The sequence below is a fragment of the Metabacillus halosaccharovorans genome (assembly GCF_002019635.1).
GTDB classification, from domain to species: Bacteria; Bacillota; Bacilli; order Bacillales; family Bacillaceae; genus Metabacillus; species Metabacillus halosaccharovorans.
Map to the genome: position 1 here is coordinate 584,457 of NZ_KV917371.1, position 16,469 is coordinate 600,925.

At 36.1% G+C, this 16,469-nt stretch carries 13 protein-coding genes; 1 reads left to right on the top strand and 12 read right to left on the bottom strand.

The window, feature by feature from the left end; translation table 11 throughout:
- Window positions 1–96: 96 nt before the first annotated feature.
- The 3 genes from BK577_RS02865 to BK577_RS02875 all read right to left on the bottom strand — a co-directional run bounded on the left by BK577_RS02865 (window position 97) and on the right by BK577_RS02875 (window position 2,567).
- Window positions 97–429, bottom strand: a complete 333-nt coding sequence (locus BK577_RS02865; protein ID WP_078431530.1) for a hypothetical protein — start codon at window positions 427–429, stop codon at window positions 97–99.
- Window positions 430–532: 103 nt separating this feature from the next.
- Window positions 533–1,381 (bottom strand): aldo/keto reductase, encoded by an 849-nt coding sequence (locus BK577_RS02870; protein ID WP_078431531.1) that lies wholly within the window; start codon window positions 1,379–1,381, stop codon window positions 533–535.
- 13 nt (window positions 1,382–1,394) lie between these two features.
- Window positions 1,395–2,567: an MFS transporter gene (locus BK577_RS02875; protein WP_245823417.1), complete on the bottom strand. Its 1,173-nt coding sequence runs from the start codon at window positions 2,565–2,567 to the stop codon at window positions 1,395–1,397.
- 263 nt (window positions 2,568–2,830) lie between these two features.
- Between BK577_RS02875 and BK577_RS02880 the strand changes: the two genes are divergently transcribed.
- Window positions 2,831–3,730, top strand: a complete 900-nt coding sequence (locus BK577_RS02880; protein ID WP_078431532.1) for a LysR family transcriptional regulator — start codon at window positions 2,831–2,833, stop codon at window positions 3,728–3,730.
- Window positions 3,731–3,801: 71 nt separating this feature from the next.
- On the opposite strand, the gene lplA is transcribed toward BK577_RS02880, so the two are convergent.
- The 9 genes from lplA to BK577_RS02925 form a co-directional block, all read right to left on the bottom strand.
- Entirely contained in the window at window positions 3,802–4,794 is a 993-nt protein-coding gene (gene lplA / locus BK577_RS02885; protein ID WP_078431533.1) for a lipoate--protein ligase, read from the bottom strand.
- A gap of 303 nt (window positions 4,795–5,097) precedes the next feature.
- Window positions 5,098–6,807, bottom strand: coding sequence for a methyl-accepting chemotaxis protein (locus BK577_RS02890; RefSeq protein ID WP_078431534.1), 1,710 nt, complete (start codon window positions 6,805–6,807; stop codon window positions 5,098–5,100).
- Window positions 6,808–6,884: 77 nt separating this feature from the next.
- Window positions 6,885–8,060 (bottom strand): sugar ABC transporter permease, encoded by a 1,176-nt coding sequence (locus BK577_RS02895; RefSeq protein ID WP_026560903.1) that lies wholly within the window; start codon window positions 8,058–8,060, stop codon window positions 6,885–6,887.
- A gap of 12 nt (window positions 8,061–8,072) precedes the next feature.
- The gene (locus BK577_RS02900; protein WP_078431535.1) at window positions 8,073–9,593 is read right to left on the bottom strand and encodes a sugar ABC transporter ATP-binding protein; all 1,521 of its coding nucleotides are present in this window, start codon (window positions 9,591–9,593) and stop codon (window positions 8,073–8,075) included.
- Window positions 9,594–9,677: 84 nt separating this feature from the next.
- Complete coding sequence (locus tag BK577_RS02905; protein ID WP_026560901.1) at window positions 9,678–10,796, bottom strand: sugar ABC transporter substrate-binding protein; 1,119 nt, start codon at window positions 10,794–10,796, stop codon at window positions 9,678–9,680.
- A gap of 402 nt (window positions 10,797–11,198) precedes the next feature.
- Window positions 11,199–12,266, bottom strand: a complete 1,068-nt coding sequence (locus BK577_RS02910; protein ID WP_078431536.1) for a sugar ABC transporter substrate-binding protein — start codon at window positions 12,264–12,266, stop codon at window positions 11,199–11,201.
- Window positions 12,267–12,329: 63 nt separating this feature from the next.
- The gene (locus tag BK577_RS02915; protein ID WP_078431537.1) at window positions 12,330–13,871 is read right to left on the bottom strand and encodes a response regulator; all 1,542 of its coding nucleotides are present in this window, start codon (window positions 13,869–13,871) and stop codon (window positions 12,330–12,332) included.
- Complete coding sequence (locus BK577_RS02920; protein WP_078431538.1) at window positions 13,864–15,312, bottom strand: sensor histidine kinase; 1,449 nt, start codon at window positions 15,310–15,312, stop codon at window positions 13,864–13,866. Before BK577_RS02920 ends, BK577_RS02915 begins: the two co-directional genes overlap by 8 nt.
- Window positions 15,309–16,286 (bottom strand): sugar ABC transporter substrate-binding protein, encoded by a 978-nt coding sequence (locus BK577_RS02925; RefSeq protein ID WP_078431539.1) that lies wholly within the window; start codon window positions 16,284–16,286, stop codon window positions 15,309–15,311. The genes BK577_RS02920 and BK577_RS02925 overlap by 4 nt, the downstream gene beginning before the upstream one ends.
- Between the last annotated feature and the right edge of the window lie 183 nt (window positions 16,287–16,469).

Here is a 16,469-nt window from a genome sequence, read left to right on the forward strand (position 1 = left end):
AGACATTGATGAAACACAGCTTGTTTTCTGCTTTATTGAGCTACTATTTTTTGTTATGTTTCAGAAAGACAGTTGGATGAAGAAAAAACAATTTATTTATTTCCCGATAATTCCTTTCCCAACGACCGTTTTCTTGTCCAAATCAACAAACACCACAAGGCTTTCGGAAGAATTCGTTTGGGAATGATTAAATGATACAGAATAAACTTCGTCCTTTTGATAGTTATCATCAATGAATGGTTCTATATCACCCGATACAGTTACTTTCTTTACAATTGAGTCTTTCGGGCTCACTGGGATTAAATCTTGTTCTTCATCTGTAAGGCTATTAAATGCAACCATCTCAATTGGTACATTTTCTTTTGATTGACAACCAAGTAAAATCATAGATAAAGAAATGAACAGTGGTAGAAGAATGAATTTGTACAATGAATACCTCCTCTTTTTAAAATTTGACGTTGATTCTTTATATTAGTTTCATCTTTCGAATTAATTAATAAATTACCTTTTCCAAGTACCCGAACATTCTCTTCTACCACAAAGCAAGTGGCTGTTTCATACTAGGTTTTGGATAGACTGAGTCTATTTGCCTCAAATCCTGCTGTGTTAAATGAATCTCAGCAGCTTTCACATTATCTATTACATGAGCAGTTTTACTAGATTGTGGGATAGCAATTGTTTTTCCATTTCGAATACACCATGCCAATAAAATTTGAAAAATAGTTGCATGATGTTTTTCAGCAATTTCCTTTAAAACTTTTTGTTTCGTTAGATTAGTACCCAATCGATCACCACGAGCAACTGGAGCATACGCGATTAATGGCATTTCAAGTTTGCTCATCATAGGTACTAAATCGAATTCAATCCCTCGATCTCCTAAATTATAACGGACTTGATTTGATTCACATTTTATTCCATCAGGTAATTTCATTATTTTTTCTAAGTCATCAACATCTAAATTAGAAACACCCCATGACTTAATTTTACCCTGACTTTTTACTTTCTCCAAGGCTTCAATCGTTTCTTCAATAGGTATAGGTCCCTTCCAATGGAGTAAGTATTGATCTACATAATCTGTATTTAATCTTTTTAAGCTATTTTCTACACTAACGGGTATTTGCTTTTTTGAGGCATTTGAAGGAAGAACTTTTGAAATGAGAAATAATTCTTCACGGTTATAAGGCTTAATAGCATGTGCAACTAATCTCTCCGCATTTCCATCTCCATACATTTCAGCAGTATCAATAACTTGAACGCCATGATCAAGACCCACTCTTATTGCTTCTACTTCTTGTTCAAATGTATCTGCTTTGTCTCCCATATTATACGTGCCTAAGCCTATGGGAAAAACTTTTCTTCCTGAAATTTTTACTTTATTCATTTTTTCACTCCTTCTAATCTCGGACCAGTACAGATTTAGAAACTTGTTTTGAAAGATTAAAACTGTAGTTTCTAAGTAAAATAATGACCAAACTTAGAATCAATGATAAGATTCCCACTAATACAACGTATTGTGTACCCATTTCTGATATAAGTAACCCACCTGCAGCTGCGCCAACTGTTGTACCTACGTTACAGGCAGATATAAATAAACCATTCGCGAAATCAGGAGCTTCTGGAGCTGAAGAAGAGATCAAATATTGATTAATATTAGCCATAATCCCTCCAGCCAATATTCCCCAAAGGAACGTGATGATGACCATAAGCACGGCAAACTCTCCAATGAAGAATAAAAGGATGTAAACGATACTCAATAATAAAGGAAAAGATAAGATGGACTTAATTGGATGATTAGTAAGCATCTTCCCAGCAACGATGTTTCCAATAATATTTGCCCCACCGAATATGAATAATGTTAAACTGATCATATTTGGAGACATTTGGGTAACAATTTCCAAGTACTCGGCAATATAACTATATACCCCAAATACGGAGGCATTTAGTAAAATGACTGCTGCTATAGAAACCCATATAATAGATTTTTTTAATACAGCAAGTTGTTCACCGTAAGATTGTCTCTCTTCAACTGGCATAGATGGTACAAAAATCAATGTAGCGACCAATACAAATACATTTACTATAGCAAAGAAGGCCATCGCCATTTCATACGAAACAGCAATATCGATAAAACTTGCAATCGGGACGCCTGCTACCATTCCAGCAGATATTCCTATGAATACTTTCGAAACAGCTTTTGGAGCTTCTTCAGGTTTTACTGAGGAAGCGGCTACTGTAAATGCCATGGAACAGTAAACAGGATGGAAAAGAGCTAGTGCGACCCGGATGATTAATAGAAAGGTAAAGTTCGTTACAAAAACGGATGCGATGTTTCCGACAACAAAAACACTTAGTACAAGTAACATGACCTTCTTCCGATTGATCCCGGATAACAATAACGGCATCGTTGGTCCGGATATAGCAATTGCTAAAGCAAAAAGACTTACCGTTAATCCTGCTGTTGCTATGCTGACATTGAAGTTGTCAGCAATGGAAGGCAATAATCCAATCACCCCCATCTCTGTATTTAAGATGCCAAAAACACCGATGGTTAATATGAAAATCAACAATTTATTACCTTTTATTAAAAATAACTCCTATCTCAAAATAAAATGCTCCCAAAAAGCATAGAGAGCATTTTATTAAAATTTTCTTTTCGAGGAATTACTCAAATATAGTAGATAACATCCTATCTTACTGTTACCTTCACCCTTCATTATTTATTCTAGCTGGGCATATTCCTTATAGCCAATACCTATATCTTATATCATGATATGCTTGATAAGCATTTGTAAAGAATTTATACTAAAACTGATAAAGGAGGAGCGTTTGGATGGAATTTAGAGTTTTGCGATATTTCCTTACGGTTGCAAGAGAAGGAAGCATTACGGGTGCTGCTGATTTTTTGCATGTTACACAACCAACATTGTCAAGACAATTAAAAGATCTTGAACAAGAGTTAGGAAAAAAACTATTTACTCGCAGTAGTCACAGTATCATCCTCACAGATGAGGGAATGCTCCTGCGAAAAAGAGCAGAAGAAATCGTTAATATGGTCGAAAAATTAGAGGCTGAATTTCATTCCATGGAAGAAACTATAAGTGGTGATGTTTACATAGGTAGTGGGGAAACAAAAGCCATGAAACAGATTGCACGGGTAGCAAAAGATTTACAAGTACGGTACCCAAATATACGGTATCACCTCTACAGTGGAAATGAAGATGATGTGACGGAACGTCTTGACAAGGGATTGCTTGATTTTTGTATTCTAATTGAACCAGCTGATTTATCAAAATACAATTATATCAATATTCCCGCCAAAGATGTTTGGGGTGTTGTGATGAGAAAAGACAGTCCTCTTGCTTCCAAAGATACTATTGGAGTAGCTGATTTATTAAATATTCCGCTAATCTTTTCACGACAGGCTATAAAACAGACCTTATCTAAGAATGAATTTGTGGATTGGTTTGGTGAAGATTTTGATAGATTAAACGTCGTGACAACATACAACCTTGCCTATAATGCTGCCATTATGGTTGATGAAGGCATAGGTTATGCAGTAACCCTTGATAAACTAGTGAATACATCTAGTGACAGTAACCTTTGTTTTAGACCGCTAAAGCCACGACTTGAAGCTGGCTTAAATATTGCTTGGAAGAAACATCAGGTTTTTTCTGCAGCAGCAGATATGTTTTTAAAAGAAATTCAGTCGAAATTTACGAATTTCTTATGATGTTTCTTCATGATAAAAAGACGCCTTATTCCTATACTACCAAGGAATGAAGGCGTCAATATCACGGTCTATTAATAAAATAAATGAATTAAATCTGCTTTTTCAATATTCCCGAAATATTTTTTAACATCAATGTTATCAAATACTGCTTTAATCGCTTCTTTTTCATAACGTGCACCAATTAATCTATTTTCCACTTCTTCAACATCAACGGCACCGAAAAAGTCACCATATATTTTACAATTTTCTATGATTCCCTTTTGTACTTCAAGTCGAATATCAATTTGACCAACTGGAAACCGGTGTGAGTGCTGATAGTTAAATTTCGGTGATTTCCCATAATTCCAATCCCAATTTTGATAACGTTCCTCTGAGATTTGATTAATTTTTTTCCAATCATCTTCTGTAAGGTCATAAGTTGGAACCGAATCAGTTCCGTCGAATATATAGCGAAGCAAAAGCTCTCTAAATTGTTCAATCGTAATGCGTTCGTTTAAATATTCGCTAATATTTGCTACTCGACTCCGAATGGATTTAATCCCCTTTGACTCAATTTTATCTTTTTTAACTTTTAACGCAGCAACGACACTATCAATTTCTGAGTCAAATAATAATGTACCATGGGAAAACATTCTTCCTTTGGTTGAAAACTGGGCATTCCCGGAAATCTTACGACCATCTCCTGCTATGATATCGTTTCTTCCACTCAACTCTGCTTTTACACCGAGTTTTCCAAGCGCTTGTACGACAGGTTCAGTAAACTTTTTAAAGTTATGAAAACTGTCTCCATCATCTTTCGTAATAAAACTAAAATTCAAATTCCCTTCATCATGGTAAACAGCACCGCCACCTGACAGCCTTCTCACAACATGAATATGATTTTCTTCCACATAAGAAGTATTAATTTCTTCAATGGTGTTTTGATTTTTCCCAATAATGATTGAAGGTTCATTTATGTAAAATAATAAATAGGTTTGATTTGGATCTAAATGTTTAACTGCATACTCCTCAATAGCTAAATTTATTCTTGGGTCTGTGATTCCTTTATTATCTATAAAAAGCATCCTATGTCCTCCATCAAGTTTATTCCAATAGTATCGGTGCCTTTGAACACAATCTTCCCTTGCTTTCTTAAATTGGTTGGCAGTATTCATATCCGTTCTACTTGTTGCCTCATTTACCGCTCCAACAATTGCACATAAAGAACGTCTTACGCAAATCTGTTTCCTTAAGTACCCTTAAGGATTCACCTTAAAGATACTGCATAATTGTACTTGGAGCAAATTTTAGAAACAGACTATTAAGAAAAGATCTTGGTGGATAAAGGAAAACTGGACGAGGAAAAGCCATTTTGCAAGACGGTAACCTTAAATTTTAAATCGTCCAACTTGTTTGAATAACGTTTCAGCTGATTTGGCTAATCGATCAGAACTTGTAGCTACTTGCTCCATTGAGGTACTTGTTTGTTGTACCGATGCAGCCGTTTGCTCAATCCCTGCTGCTGCTCCTTCCGAAACTGTTGCAATTTCTTCAATCGAATTATTGATTTCATCACTATTGTCCTCTATCGTGCTAAGATTTCCTGAGATAAATTGTACTCCTTTAGTCATTTCCAATAAGGCCTGATTAATTTTCTCGAATGTCTCGCCAGTAGATTTAATTTGATTTGTTCCCTTTTCCACTTCCCTATAACCGGACTGTAAAGAGTCTGTCATAATAGTAGATTCAGATTGAATATTCCTTACAATGAGAGTAATATCCTCCACAGACAAGGAAACTTGTTCTGCAAGTCTTCTCACTTCATTAGCAACTACTGAGAATCCCTTACCATGTTCTCCTGCTCTTGCTGCTTCTATTGCGGCATTTAGGGCAAGTAGGTTCGTTTGGTCAGCGATATCCTTAATAACTCCAACAAGTTTGGTAATTTCTTCTGACTGCTTTTCTAGTGTTTTCACTTTTTCTACTGCATCTTTTACAATAGAATGGATCATGCCCATTTGCTCAATAGAAGCGAACATTAATTTACTTCCCGTGTCTGTCAATTCAATTACATGTTGAGAAGATTGAAAAACTTCTTTCCCACTTTGGCTTGCTTCGTTTATCTTACCGGAAAAAACCTTCATTGCAGACGCTAAATCGCTTGTGGTATTAGCTTGTCCTTCCGATTCTGAAGACAGTACCTGCATAGTTAAGGCAATTTGACTGCTTCCCTCTTTTACTTCAAATGCAGATTGTGTAAGTTCTTCACTTTGTGCTGATACGGATTCTGAAACGAATTGAATCTCTTGTAACAATCCCTTAATGTTCTCACTCATTTGGTTAGTTGCAGCAAATAAACGTCCAATTTCATCGAGGGATTTCGTCTCAATTGGCTTTTGACTTAGATCTCCTTTAGCAAGTAACCCCACTCGATTTGTAACGGTTTGAATAGGCTTTGAAATAATAGATGACATGAAAAAAGCGATAATAATACCTATAAAAGCAACAACAACAGAAACCGTCAAGCCCATCTTAATGTTTGTTTCATTATTAGTAAGTAAGTTGTTCCCAGCCCCTTGGATCATTTTTTCTCGATTATTAATTTGATATCGATAACCATTCATGATTTCATCAGCAGCTACCCGAACTGCTCCCTCTAAATTCTCCTCCGCTAGCTCTTCTTTTCCACTTTTATAAACAGCAAACACTTCTTCATTAACAAGTTGTTCCCAATCTAAGCTTTTTGCTACTAATTGTTCAAAATCCTCTGAGTCATTGATTTTTAATGCTGTTTCCTCCACTGCTCGACTTTTTTCTGTATAAATATTAAATTGATCAATATACTCTTGTTTTCCTGTTAAAATATATCCTCTTACTAGCCCAATTCTTTCTGACATGTTTTGGCCTAATGTTTCATCAGCAATTAACAAAGGGATTTGGTGGTTAATGATATTCTTGGCATCGAAATTAATAGATTTAGATGCCATAAAATTATAGGCTCCAAAAGCAATCGTTAACAAAATGACAAATGAGAATCCAATTAGTATCTTTGCTCTTATTGACTTTAACTTAAATCTGTAAAAAGGATTCTTCTTCATACTAACACCTCTTTCCCTATCTATAGAAAAACCCCTTGTCCCTCATGGACAAGGGGTTTTCCCCAGCATTTATTAAATTAAGCTCTTTGTTTACGTGTCATTACGTCGAAGATTACTGCAAGCGCAAGTACTCCACCACGAATCATATATTGAGGTGCGATTCCAACACCTAATAAATTCATACCGTTTGTTAAAGTCGCCATAACGATTGCACCAATAACTGCTCCTGTTACTTTACCAACACCACCCGCAGCGGAAACCCCACCAACGAATGCTGCGGCAATCGCATCAAGCTCAAATAATGTACCAGCTGTTGTAGTAGCTGATTGTAAACGTGCTGTGAATAAAATACCAGATAAAGCCGAAAGCATACCCATTGAACCAAATACTAAAAACGTAATTTTACTTACATTAATACCAGTAAGATGTGCCGCTTCTGGGTTACTACCTACTGAATAAATATGACGGCCAATTACTGTTTTTGTTGTAATAAAGTGATAGACAAGAACAACCACGAGAATAATAATAACAGTCCATGAGAAACCATTATATCCAGCTAGTAGCCAAGTAATATAAGCCATTATTCCTGAAACAAAAAGTAATTGCAAAATAAAAATAGGTTTTGATACAACATCGAATTCGTATTTGATTTTATTTTTACGATTTGTTATCGCACTATAGATGTAAAATAAAATTCCAACTAAACCTAGAAGTAGTGATAGTAAATGAAAGCCTCCCACTTCAGCAATTGAAGGGATATATCCATTACCAATTGCATTAAACGCATCATTATCAACGATAATTGTACCTGATTTTTCTGTTGCTAATAAAATCGCACCACGATAAATTAACCAACCAGCTAAGGTAGCAACGAACGCTGGAATTCCAACTTTAGCTACTAAGAAACCTGTAACCGAACCAGCACAAATACCTAGAATTAGAATGATTGGGATGACGATAAAGACTGGCATTCCAAACTGCATTAACAAAATAGCGGCTAATGCTCCAAGAAAGCCGGCTAAAAATCCAATCGATAAGTCAATATGTCGAATAACGATAACGAGCATAACACCGACAGCTAGAACAGCAATATATCCTGCTGAATCTAGTAAATTACTAATATTTCGAGAGGACATGAAAAGTCCATTTGTAAGTATTTGAAACGTGATCATAATGACAATTAATGCGATATACATCCCATAATCACGAATATTATGCTTTACTAATCCCTTTAGCTCATTAATATATTTCATATCTTTTGCCTCCTATTGCGTCGCAAGTTCCATGATCTTTTCTTGGCTGGCTTCCTCTGAAGATAATTCACCTTTAATTTCACCTTCAGCCATTACATAAACGCGATCGCTCATACCAAGGACTTCACCAAGCTCTGATGAAATCATAATGATACTCATACCCTTATTAATCAGTTCATTCATAACTGTATAAATTTCAAATTTAGCACCAACATCAATTCCTCGTGTTGGCTCATCTAAGATTAGTAATTTTGGACCTACAAATAACCATTTTCCTAATGACACCTTCTGTTGGTTACCACCACTTAAGTTACCAACTAGCTGTAGTAAAGAAGGTGTTTTAATCCCTAGGGATTCTCTATATTCTTGTGCAATCACATTTTCTTCGTTTTCATTAACGACTCCATTTGAGGAGATCTCTTTCAAGTTTCCGATTGAAATGTTGCTTTTGATATCCTGTTGTAAAAACAGTCCGTCACCTTTTCGATCTTCGGTAACATAAGCAATTCCTGCTTTTATAGCTTCACTTGGATGTTTAAATTTTCCAGGTTGCCCTTCTATAAATAAATCACCTTGAATTTTATATTTTGCTGCATTTCCAAAAATACTTAATGCAAGTTCTGTTCTCCCTGAGCCCATTAGTCCAGCAATACCAACGATTTCCCCTTGCTTTACATGCATATTCACATTGTTGGCAACGTTTCGTCCAAGCTTTGAATCATAGGCCGTCCAGTTCGATAATTCAAGAACCTTTTCACCTAGAACTTTCTTTGGCCGTTTTGGATAAATATCTTCAATTTCACGCCCAACCATGTTTTTGATAATGGCTTCTTCGGTAATTTCTCCTTTTGATCTTTCTAACGTACAGATGGTTTGCCCATCACGTAAGACAGTTGCCTTATCCGCGATCGCGGTAACTTCTTTCAACTTGTGAGAAATCATGATGGATGTGATTCCTTGTTTTTTTAATTCTAGTAATAATTGCAGAAGGTTTTCACTATCATCTTCATTTAGTGCTGCTGTTGGTTCATCTAGAATCAATAATTTAACTTTCTTACTTAACGCTTTCGCAATTTCCACTAATTGCTGTTTCCCTACACCTAAATCTTTAATTAAGGTTTCCGGATTTACTTTCAAGCCTACTTTATCTAACATTTTCTTTGCTTCAACGATGGCTTTATTCCAATTTAAAACGCCACCTTTTTGAATCTCATTACCAGCAAATATATTTTCGTAAACAGAAAGATCAGGGAATAGCGCCAATTCTTGATAAATAATAACAATTCCCACATCTACGCTATCACTTATTTTGTTAAACTTTTGGACTTCATTATTAAAAACGATATCTCCAGAGTAGGTTCCATATGGATAAACACCACTAAGCACCTTCATAAGAGTAGACTTACCAGCTCCATTTTCTCCTACTAAAAAGTGGATTTCTCCTCTTTCCACTTTAAAATTGACATTAGAGAGCGCCTTCACACCTGTAAATTCTTTTGATATCTGGTTCATCTCTAAAATATAATCGCTCATCTTTCTGCCTCCTTAACCAGACAACTTTACAAATGAGTGTTAGACATAAGTCTAACACTCATTTCTTAAACATCTATTTTTCTATTATTCTAGTCCAGTGAATTCACTAGCATCATAGTAACTTGAATCAATTAATTCCGCTTTCACGTTTTCTTTGTTAACGACGATAACGTCTGTTTGTTTTGCATTTACATCAACACTACCGTTGTTGTAAGTACCAGTCGTTTCTGGAGTTTTTCCATCAAGAATGTCTACAGCCATACCCATAGCATCTTCAACAAGTGTACGAACATCTTTAAACACCGTCATAGATTGTTTTTCATCAATGATGTATTGGATTGAGGCTTTTTCAGCATCCTGACCAGTTATGACATAGCTAGATACAGCACTGTCTGATGCAAATACGTCAGCGATTGAACGAGAAGTACCATCGTTTGGAGCTAGAACTGCTACGTCACCTTTTAAGTCAGCACCTGCAGCTGTTAAGTTTGTTTGCGCTTTATTTTTAGCTTCGTTTGGATCCCAGTTTGTTGTAACCTGACCTAAAATTTTCCCTAATTCATCACGACTAAGAGTTGCTTTATCTTTTAAAGCTTCTGCTTCACTAGAGTTAGCGATTACAAAAGTACCATCAGCAATTTTGGGTTGAAGAACTTTCCAAGCACCTTCGAAGAATAGGAATGCATTGTTATCAGACGCTGCACCAGCAAATAAGTAAAGCGGAACACCAGTACCTTCTACATTGTCAACTAAATATTGACCCTGTGCTTCACCTACAGCAATACTGTCAAATGTTACATAATAGTCAACTGCATCTGTATCAGTAATTAAACGATCATAAGAAATAACTTTTATTCCTTCTTTTTTTGCTGCTTCTACTGCTGAACCAGCTGCTGGTCCATCATGAGGTGCGATGATTAGAACATCGATTCCTTTACTAATTAACGTTTCTACGTTTTCTTTCTCTTTTGCAGAAGAACCTTGGCTAAACAAGATTTCAGTTGTATATTCAGAGTCTGCTAGAGCTGCTTTAAATCTTTCTTCATCTTGAACCCATCTTGGCTCATCCTTTGTTGGTAATACGATCCCAACACTTACTTCACTACTTCCACCGCCTCCAGTGCTATCACTGCTACAAGCTGCTACGAAAGTAAATAAAATACCTACTAATAAGGCCGAAACTAACTTAAAACCTTTTTTCATACTTTTTCCCCCTCACATCTCTTTTGATAGTGCTTACATACAAAAGATACCATTCGTAATTAATCATGAAAACACTTACTTATAGTACTTTTTTAGTATCCATCTGTACTTTTTTAACATGACAAATAGGTAGATTATCACCTCAAACCAAAGAGGCAAGCACTTTAGTCATCCTTGATCACCATCTAACTCTTAAAAAGAGCTGGTAATCACTTTATCTTCGATTTTAGATAGTTCATCTTCGACTATTAAAATTTTTCTACGATTATTGCCTTTCAATCAACATTTCTACAAATTACTACATAATTCGCCCCCAATGTCTATATACTTAACGTACAAAAATAGAGCTTGGAAAACACTCCAAGCTCCTACTCTTTCAAACTATTTTTTTATCATCTAATTTTACTTATCCTTATTCAAGTAAACATCTTCTTTCATATGAAAACCATCCGCAATGATTGTTTCATCAACATTTGAATGATTAACAACAGTGGGGGATAAAAGAATTGAAGGTACCTCCATTTTACCGTTGTTTACTTTTACGATCTCTCCAAGCTCCCCAATCTCCTCATCCTTTGCTAGCTTTATTGCAAGTTCTGCAGCTAGCTCGGTTAACTCATTAATCGGTTTATAAATGGTCATCGCCTGTTTTCCCTCAATGATACGTTGAATGGCTGCTAGATCTGCATCTTGGCCAGCAACTGGAACTTTCCCTGCAAGTCCTTGCTCCTCCAGCGCTTCTATTACTGCACCAGCCGTTGCATCATTCGCCGCAATTACTGCATCAATATCCTGGTGATTAGCATTTAAGGCAATTTCCATATTTTCTTTTGCATTTGATGGCACCCAGTCTTTTGTCCACTGATCAAAAACAACTGTTATATCTCCCTTATCAATAAGAGGCTGGAGCACTTCAAATACCCCTTTTTTAAACATATGTGCATTATTATCCGTTTCTGCTCCACCAATATAGACATACTTTCCTTTTGGAACAAGCTTTGTAATTGCCTGTGCTTGAAGTACTCCAACCCGCTCATTATCATAGGAAACATACATTTCAACTTCTGCATTTTTCACCAGGCGATCATATGATAATACTTTAATACCAGCAGAGTGAGCTTTTTCAACAATAGCTGCAGTCGATTCAGCGTTATGTGGAACAATGACAAGCAAATCAATTCCATTGCTAATCATCGTTTCCGCTTGCCAAATTTGCAAGGCATCATCACCATGTGAAGCCATCACCTCCACCTCTGCCCCTAATGCTTCAACCGATTGTTTGAAATGATCTCTATCTTTCACCCACCGTTCCTCCGTTAATGTATCCATAGCAAATCCAATTTTGATTGGCTCATCTAAAACCTGTTTATCATTTGAGTTATAGCTGCTCGTCTTTGATTGTGCTATTGAGTCGCTGTTTCGTATCTGCGGTTCTTCACAACCAAGGAGAAATATGAATAATACGAGCATCAACAAGCCTAAGTTAGTATTAGTAAATAACTGTCTGATTTTAATCGCTCCAATACAATTGTATTATTCTACTTTTGATAACAACTTTTTACGGTACTCTTTTGGAGAAGAATGACAGATTTTTTTGAATACCTTGCTAAAATAATTCGGATCATGGTAACCAACTTCGAATGTGATTTCTTTTAAGCTTTTTAATGGATCTCTCATTAGTCTCTTCGCTTTCTCAATGCGACACTCTGTTAAAAAATTTATATAATTAATTCCTAGCTGCTCTTTAAATATTTTACTAATATATATAGGACTCAAGCCTACTTGTTGACCAACCGCTTCCAATGAGATATCCTCATGTGCATGGTCAATGATGTATTGTTTCATTTGTTGAATGGTATCCACTTCCATGTTAGCAAGATGCTTCTCATATGACTCTTGCATTCGATCTAACAGGTGCCGTGCTTCGGCTCGCAGTTGTCTATAATCGGTCGATTTGAAGGAGTACAACGGTACATCTGATTCTACTCCCATCTCGCTTAATATACGGGTGGCAATCCAAAACAGCTCCATTACTCTTTGTTGCGTTTGCTTCACCATTGTTCCTTCTTGTTCTAAACGATCGATAATATGTGCAATTCGTTGAAAAATCTCATCCCATTCTCCATTACGGATATGATCAAAATATTGCTGTTCACTTTGTTTTGTTGTTTCCTCATCAATTCCTGAAACAAGCGCGGGCAACTCTTCATAAAATTGGAATTTTCGTGGAATTGATGTATCTCTCGTCGCAATTAGTGATTCTTGATATGACTGTCTAATTTGACTCAAAGATTTGTATACGGTTCCAATTCCAACAAACCAGCCAGTAGCTTCACCGGCTGTGTTTAAGGACAAAATCTCTTTAGCCAACATGATAGCTTGAGAACGGAACGATTGATCTTGCTTTCGAAAGACAATGATAGGAAGTTGCCTGCCATATAACGCACCTACCAAACCACTACCTGTTTGATTCAACTTTTCTCTAACCTTGGAATAAGAGGCTTCAAAACCATCAGGCACAATGAGGCTAATCACAAATTTTTCTTCCGTGGCCTGTATGTCTAACATTTCTAGTAGCTTTTCCAAATGAACTTCATGAACATGGTCAAATAATAGTTGTGTTACAACATCGGTCTCAAATAAGGACATGGCTATTTGCAAAGTATTTTCCTGCTGCTTCATAGCCTCAACTCTTTGTTGTTCTCCCTTTATCTGGTTAAGCACTTTCTCAACAGTTTCCACGATCTCCTTAATTCGACTTGGTTTTACCAAATAATCGACAACACCCAGCCTCATGGCTTCCTTAGCGTAATCAAAAGTTGCGTATGCAGTTACTAATATAAATTTCATACGAGGATAATAGGACTTCATTTTTTCAATTACTTCAATACCAGTCATACCTGGCATTTGAATATCCATGAACACTAAGTCTGGTTGAAAATCTGAGGCTATCTCTATTGCCAGCCTCCCATTTTTCGCTTGTTGAATGACAATATCCGTAAAGTTCTTCTTAAGAATCATTTCTAACCCATCACGTTCGACCTCTTCATCATCTACAATAAGTATGTTAGTCATTTGTCTCGAGTCTCCTTTCCTTCAAAAGCTTTATCATCACTTTCGTACCACTTCCTTGGCTACTTTCAATCTTCATCACATCTTCCATCCCATTGAAAAGTCGAAGACGCTTCATCACATTACTTAAACCAATACCTGAGGAGTGTCCATTTGCCGTGTTTACCTTCTCTTCATATATTTCTTGAATTTTTTCTTCTGTCATACCAGGACCATTGTCTTCCACTTCTATCATGACTAGGTCTCCCTCATCTTTGATTCGAAACCAAATAATACCACCTTCTTCATGTGGCTCAACCGCATATATGACGGCATTTTCCACGAGCGGCTGCAAGGTTAGGCCAGGGATCGGGATAGGAAGACAAGATTCATCTATCTCCATTAGAAAGGTAAGTCTGTCTGTGTATCTTGTTTTTTGAATATCAATATATTGTTTCATTACATTTACTTCATCATTAAGTGTCATAGGCTTATCTAAATGTTTTAGGTTATAGCGTAATAAGCCTGCGATGCTAACTAGCAAATCACTCGTTTCTTCTGATCCTTCCATATAGGCTTTTTTAGAAAGTGTATTTAGCGTGTTAAATAAAAAATGTGGATTTATTTGACTCTGTAGATTACGCAATTGACTTTCCTTTAATAGAAGCCTATTTTGCTGTAATTCATTTTCCAGCTGTGCTTGATGATGTATTTCTGATATTAATTTATTTATATTCACACGCATTCGATCAAACATCTTTGCCAGAAATGCAATTTCATCACTCGAATTCACTTCAACTTTTAAATCAAACCGCCCTTTGGAAAGCTCATTTGCTGCATGTGTCAATTTTTCAACTGGTTTCGTAATCCGTTGAGAAAACCAATAAGTAAAGAGTAAGAGACCTACCGTAATTAAAAGGAGCAACCAAATTCCAAGCTGCTTTAGCTCTTCTGACTGACTAATCATATCTCGATAAAACATATCATATGTTTGAAGCTCTAAATCTATTAATGTCAAAGCCATTTCCGAGATATAGTTAGAAATATGAGTCGCTTCATTAAATGCTGTCATTGAGTACTCTGTTTCATCCTCAGACTGAAAAGAAATTGATAAATCAACTGACTCTACAAAACTATCAACTAAGTTCACATAATTTGTTAATGCTAATTCATTCTCCACATTTTTATATGTAGCTACTTCATTTTTCATCTTTTGAATGTCTTTCTTATTCTGAGTAATTGCTTTAAAGTTATCTTCAGATGGAAGGAGTAAATAGTTATTTAATGCTGTTACTGTATTTTCACTTTTTATCGTTATTTCATTCAATATTAAGTATCGTTCAAGGATGTTGTTATACTGATCTAACATTTTTTGATTATAGTAAGTAAGCGAAAACCAAGTTGCTGCCATTATCAAGAGAGCCACTAACACAAGGCCCCAAATTTTCTTCTGTATACTGTTCATTCGTCGTCCACCTGTTTCACCATTTGAATGTCAGTAAGATAGCCATCTAAATTAAGTGGTAATACCTCTCTGTTCAGCCAGTTCATCATTAATTCCACACTAAGCTCCCCCATCATTGATGGAGACTGCTCGATCATTCCATCTATTTTTCCTTCCTCCAATAAAGATAATGAACTAGGGTCATCGTCAAAAGAATAGATATAAAACGCTTCAACATTCGAGCGTCTATCAATTTCCTCTACCAAATCATCTGCAAATTTTGCATTTAGTGTAATAAAAGCATCAACGTCAGGTATCCGGTTTAATAAATCCTTTGTGGTGGCAATAACCTGCTCTCGTGTATCTTCCGTCTCTGCTTCAATCAGCTTAATTTCTGGATAATTGGAGAGGTATTCTTGAATTCCTTTTAATCTCTGTGCTTGATAGAATTCCTGTGTACGGTCAATCACTAAAACAACCTCGCCAGATTCTCCCATATCCTCTACCAATTGTTCCGCAATCATTCTACCAGCCAAAATCTGATCGGACCCTACATACGTCCTACGAAGGCTTTCTGCCATCGGAACATCATTGGCCACCGTGATAACTGGCACTCCATATGAAGAAGCTTTTACTTTTGTCAGCTCCTTAAATTCCTCTGTATCCACTCCCTGAACGATAATACCATCTACTTTTGAATAAATCGCTATTTCTATTTGTTTTAAGAAATCCTCTTGATTGTTGCCATAACTTCCCAATATCTCAAGCCTTGCACCAGCCTGTTCTGCCTGTTGCTTCGCTCCTGCACTAACTGAATCCCAAAATGGAGTCTCCAACTCATGAGTAATCAAGACGATTCTCTTGTCAGTAAGCTTTTCCTTTAACTCCTCTGGCAACTTCCAATTTGTATTAAATACTTTCACAGCAGAATCTAATGTAAAATAAAAAAGAATAATACATGTGATAACGCTTACAAACTTAACAATCTTTCCCATGAAGCTAACTCCTTTAAAGTAATAAACTAGTCTTATTATAGCAGACTATTAATTAATGATAATATCTTTAATACACATATTACTCCTTAGCTGTTGGTTACTACTTCCTTTAAAGAAACCAGTAAATGAGCGGGTTTCTCAAAAACCAAGAATATTTACAACCCCTTTTTTGCAAAAATGTAT

Excerpts from the sequence above, each read along its gene's own strand:
- BK577_RS02910 (WP_078431536.1), bottom strand. The coding sequence starts at position 12,266 with ATGCTCGTATTATTCATATTTCTCCTTGGTTGTGAAGAACCGCAGATA.
- lplA (WP_078431533.1), bottom strand. The coding sequence starts at position 4,794 with ATGCTTTTTATAGATAATAAAGGAATCACAGACCCAAGAATAAATTTA.
- BK577_RS02900 (WP_078431535.1), bottom strand. The coding sequence starts at position 9,593 with ATGAGCGATTATATTTTAGAGATGAACCAGATATCAAAAGAATTTACA.
- BK577_RS02925 (WP_078431539.1), bottom strand. The coding sequence starts at position 16,286 with ATGGGAAAGATTGTTAAGTTTGTAAGCGTTATCACATGTATTATTCTT.
- BK577_RS02870 (WP_078431531.1), bottom strand. The coding sequence starts at position 1,381 with ATGAATAAAGTAAAAATTTCAGGAAGAAAAGTTTTTCCCATAGGCTTA.
- BK577_RS02880 (WP_078431532.1), top strand. The coding sequence starts at position 2,831 with ATGGAATTTAGAGTTTTGCGATATTTCCTTACGGTTGCAAGAGAAGGA.
- BK577_RS02905 (WP_026560901.1), bottom strand. The coding sequence starts at position 10,796 with ATGAAAAAAGGTTTTAAGTTAGTTTCGGCCTTATTAGTAGGTATTTTA.
- BK577_RS02895 (WP_026560903.1), bottom strand. The coding sequence starts at position 8,060 with ATGAAATATATTAATGAGCTAAAGGGATTAGTAAAGCATAATATTCGT.
- BK577_RS02920 (WP_078431538.1), bottom strand. The coding sequence starts at position 15,312 with ATGAACAGTATACAGAAGAAAATTTGGGGCCTTGTGTTAGTGGCTCTC.
- BK577_RS02915 (WP_078431537.1), bottom strand. The coding sequence starts at position 13,871 with ATGACTAACATACTTATTGTAGATGATGAAGAGGTCGAACGTGATGGG.
- BK577_RS02890 (WP_078431534.1), bottom strand. The coding sequence starts at position 6,807 with ATGAAGAAGAATCCTTTTTACAGATTTAAGTTAAAGTCAATAAGAGCA.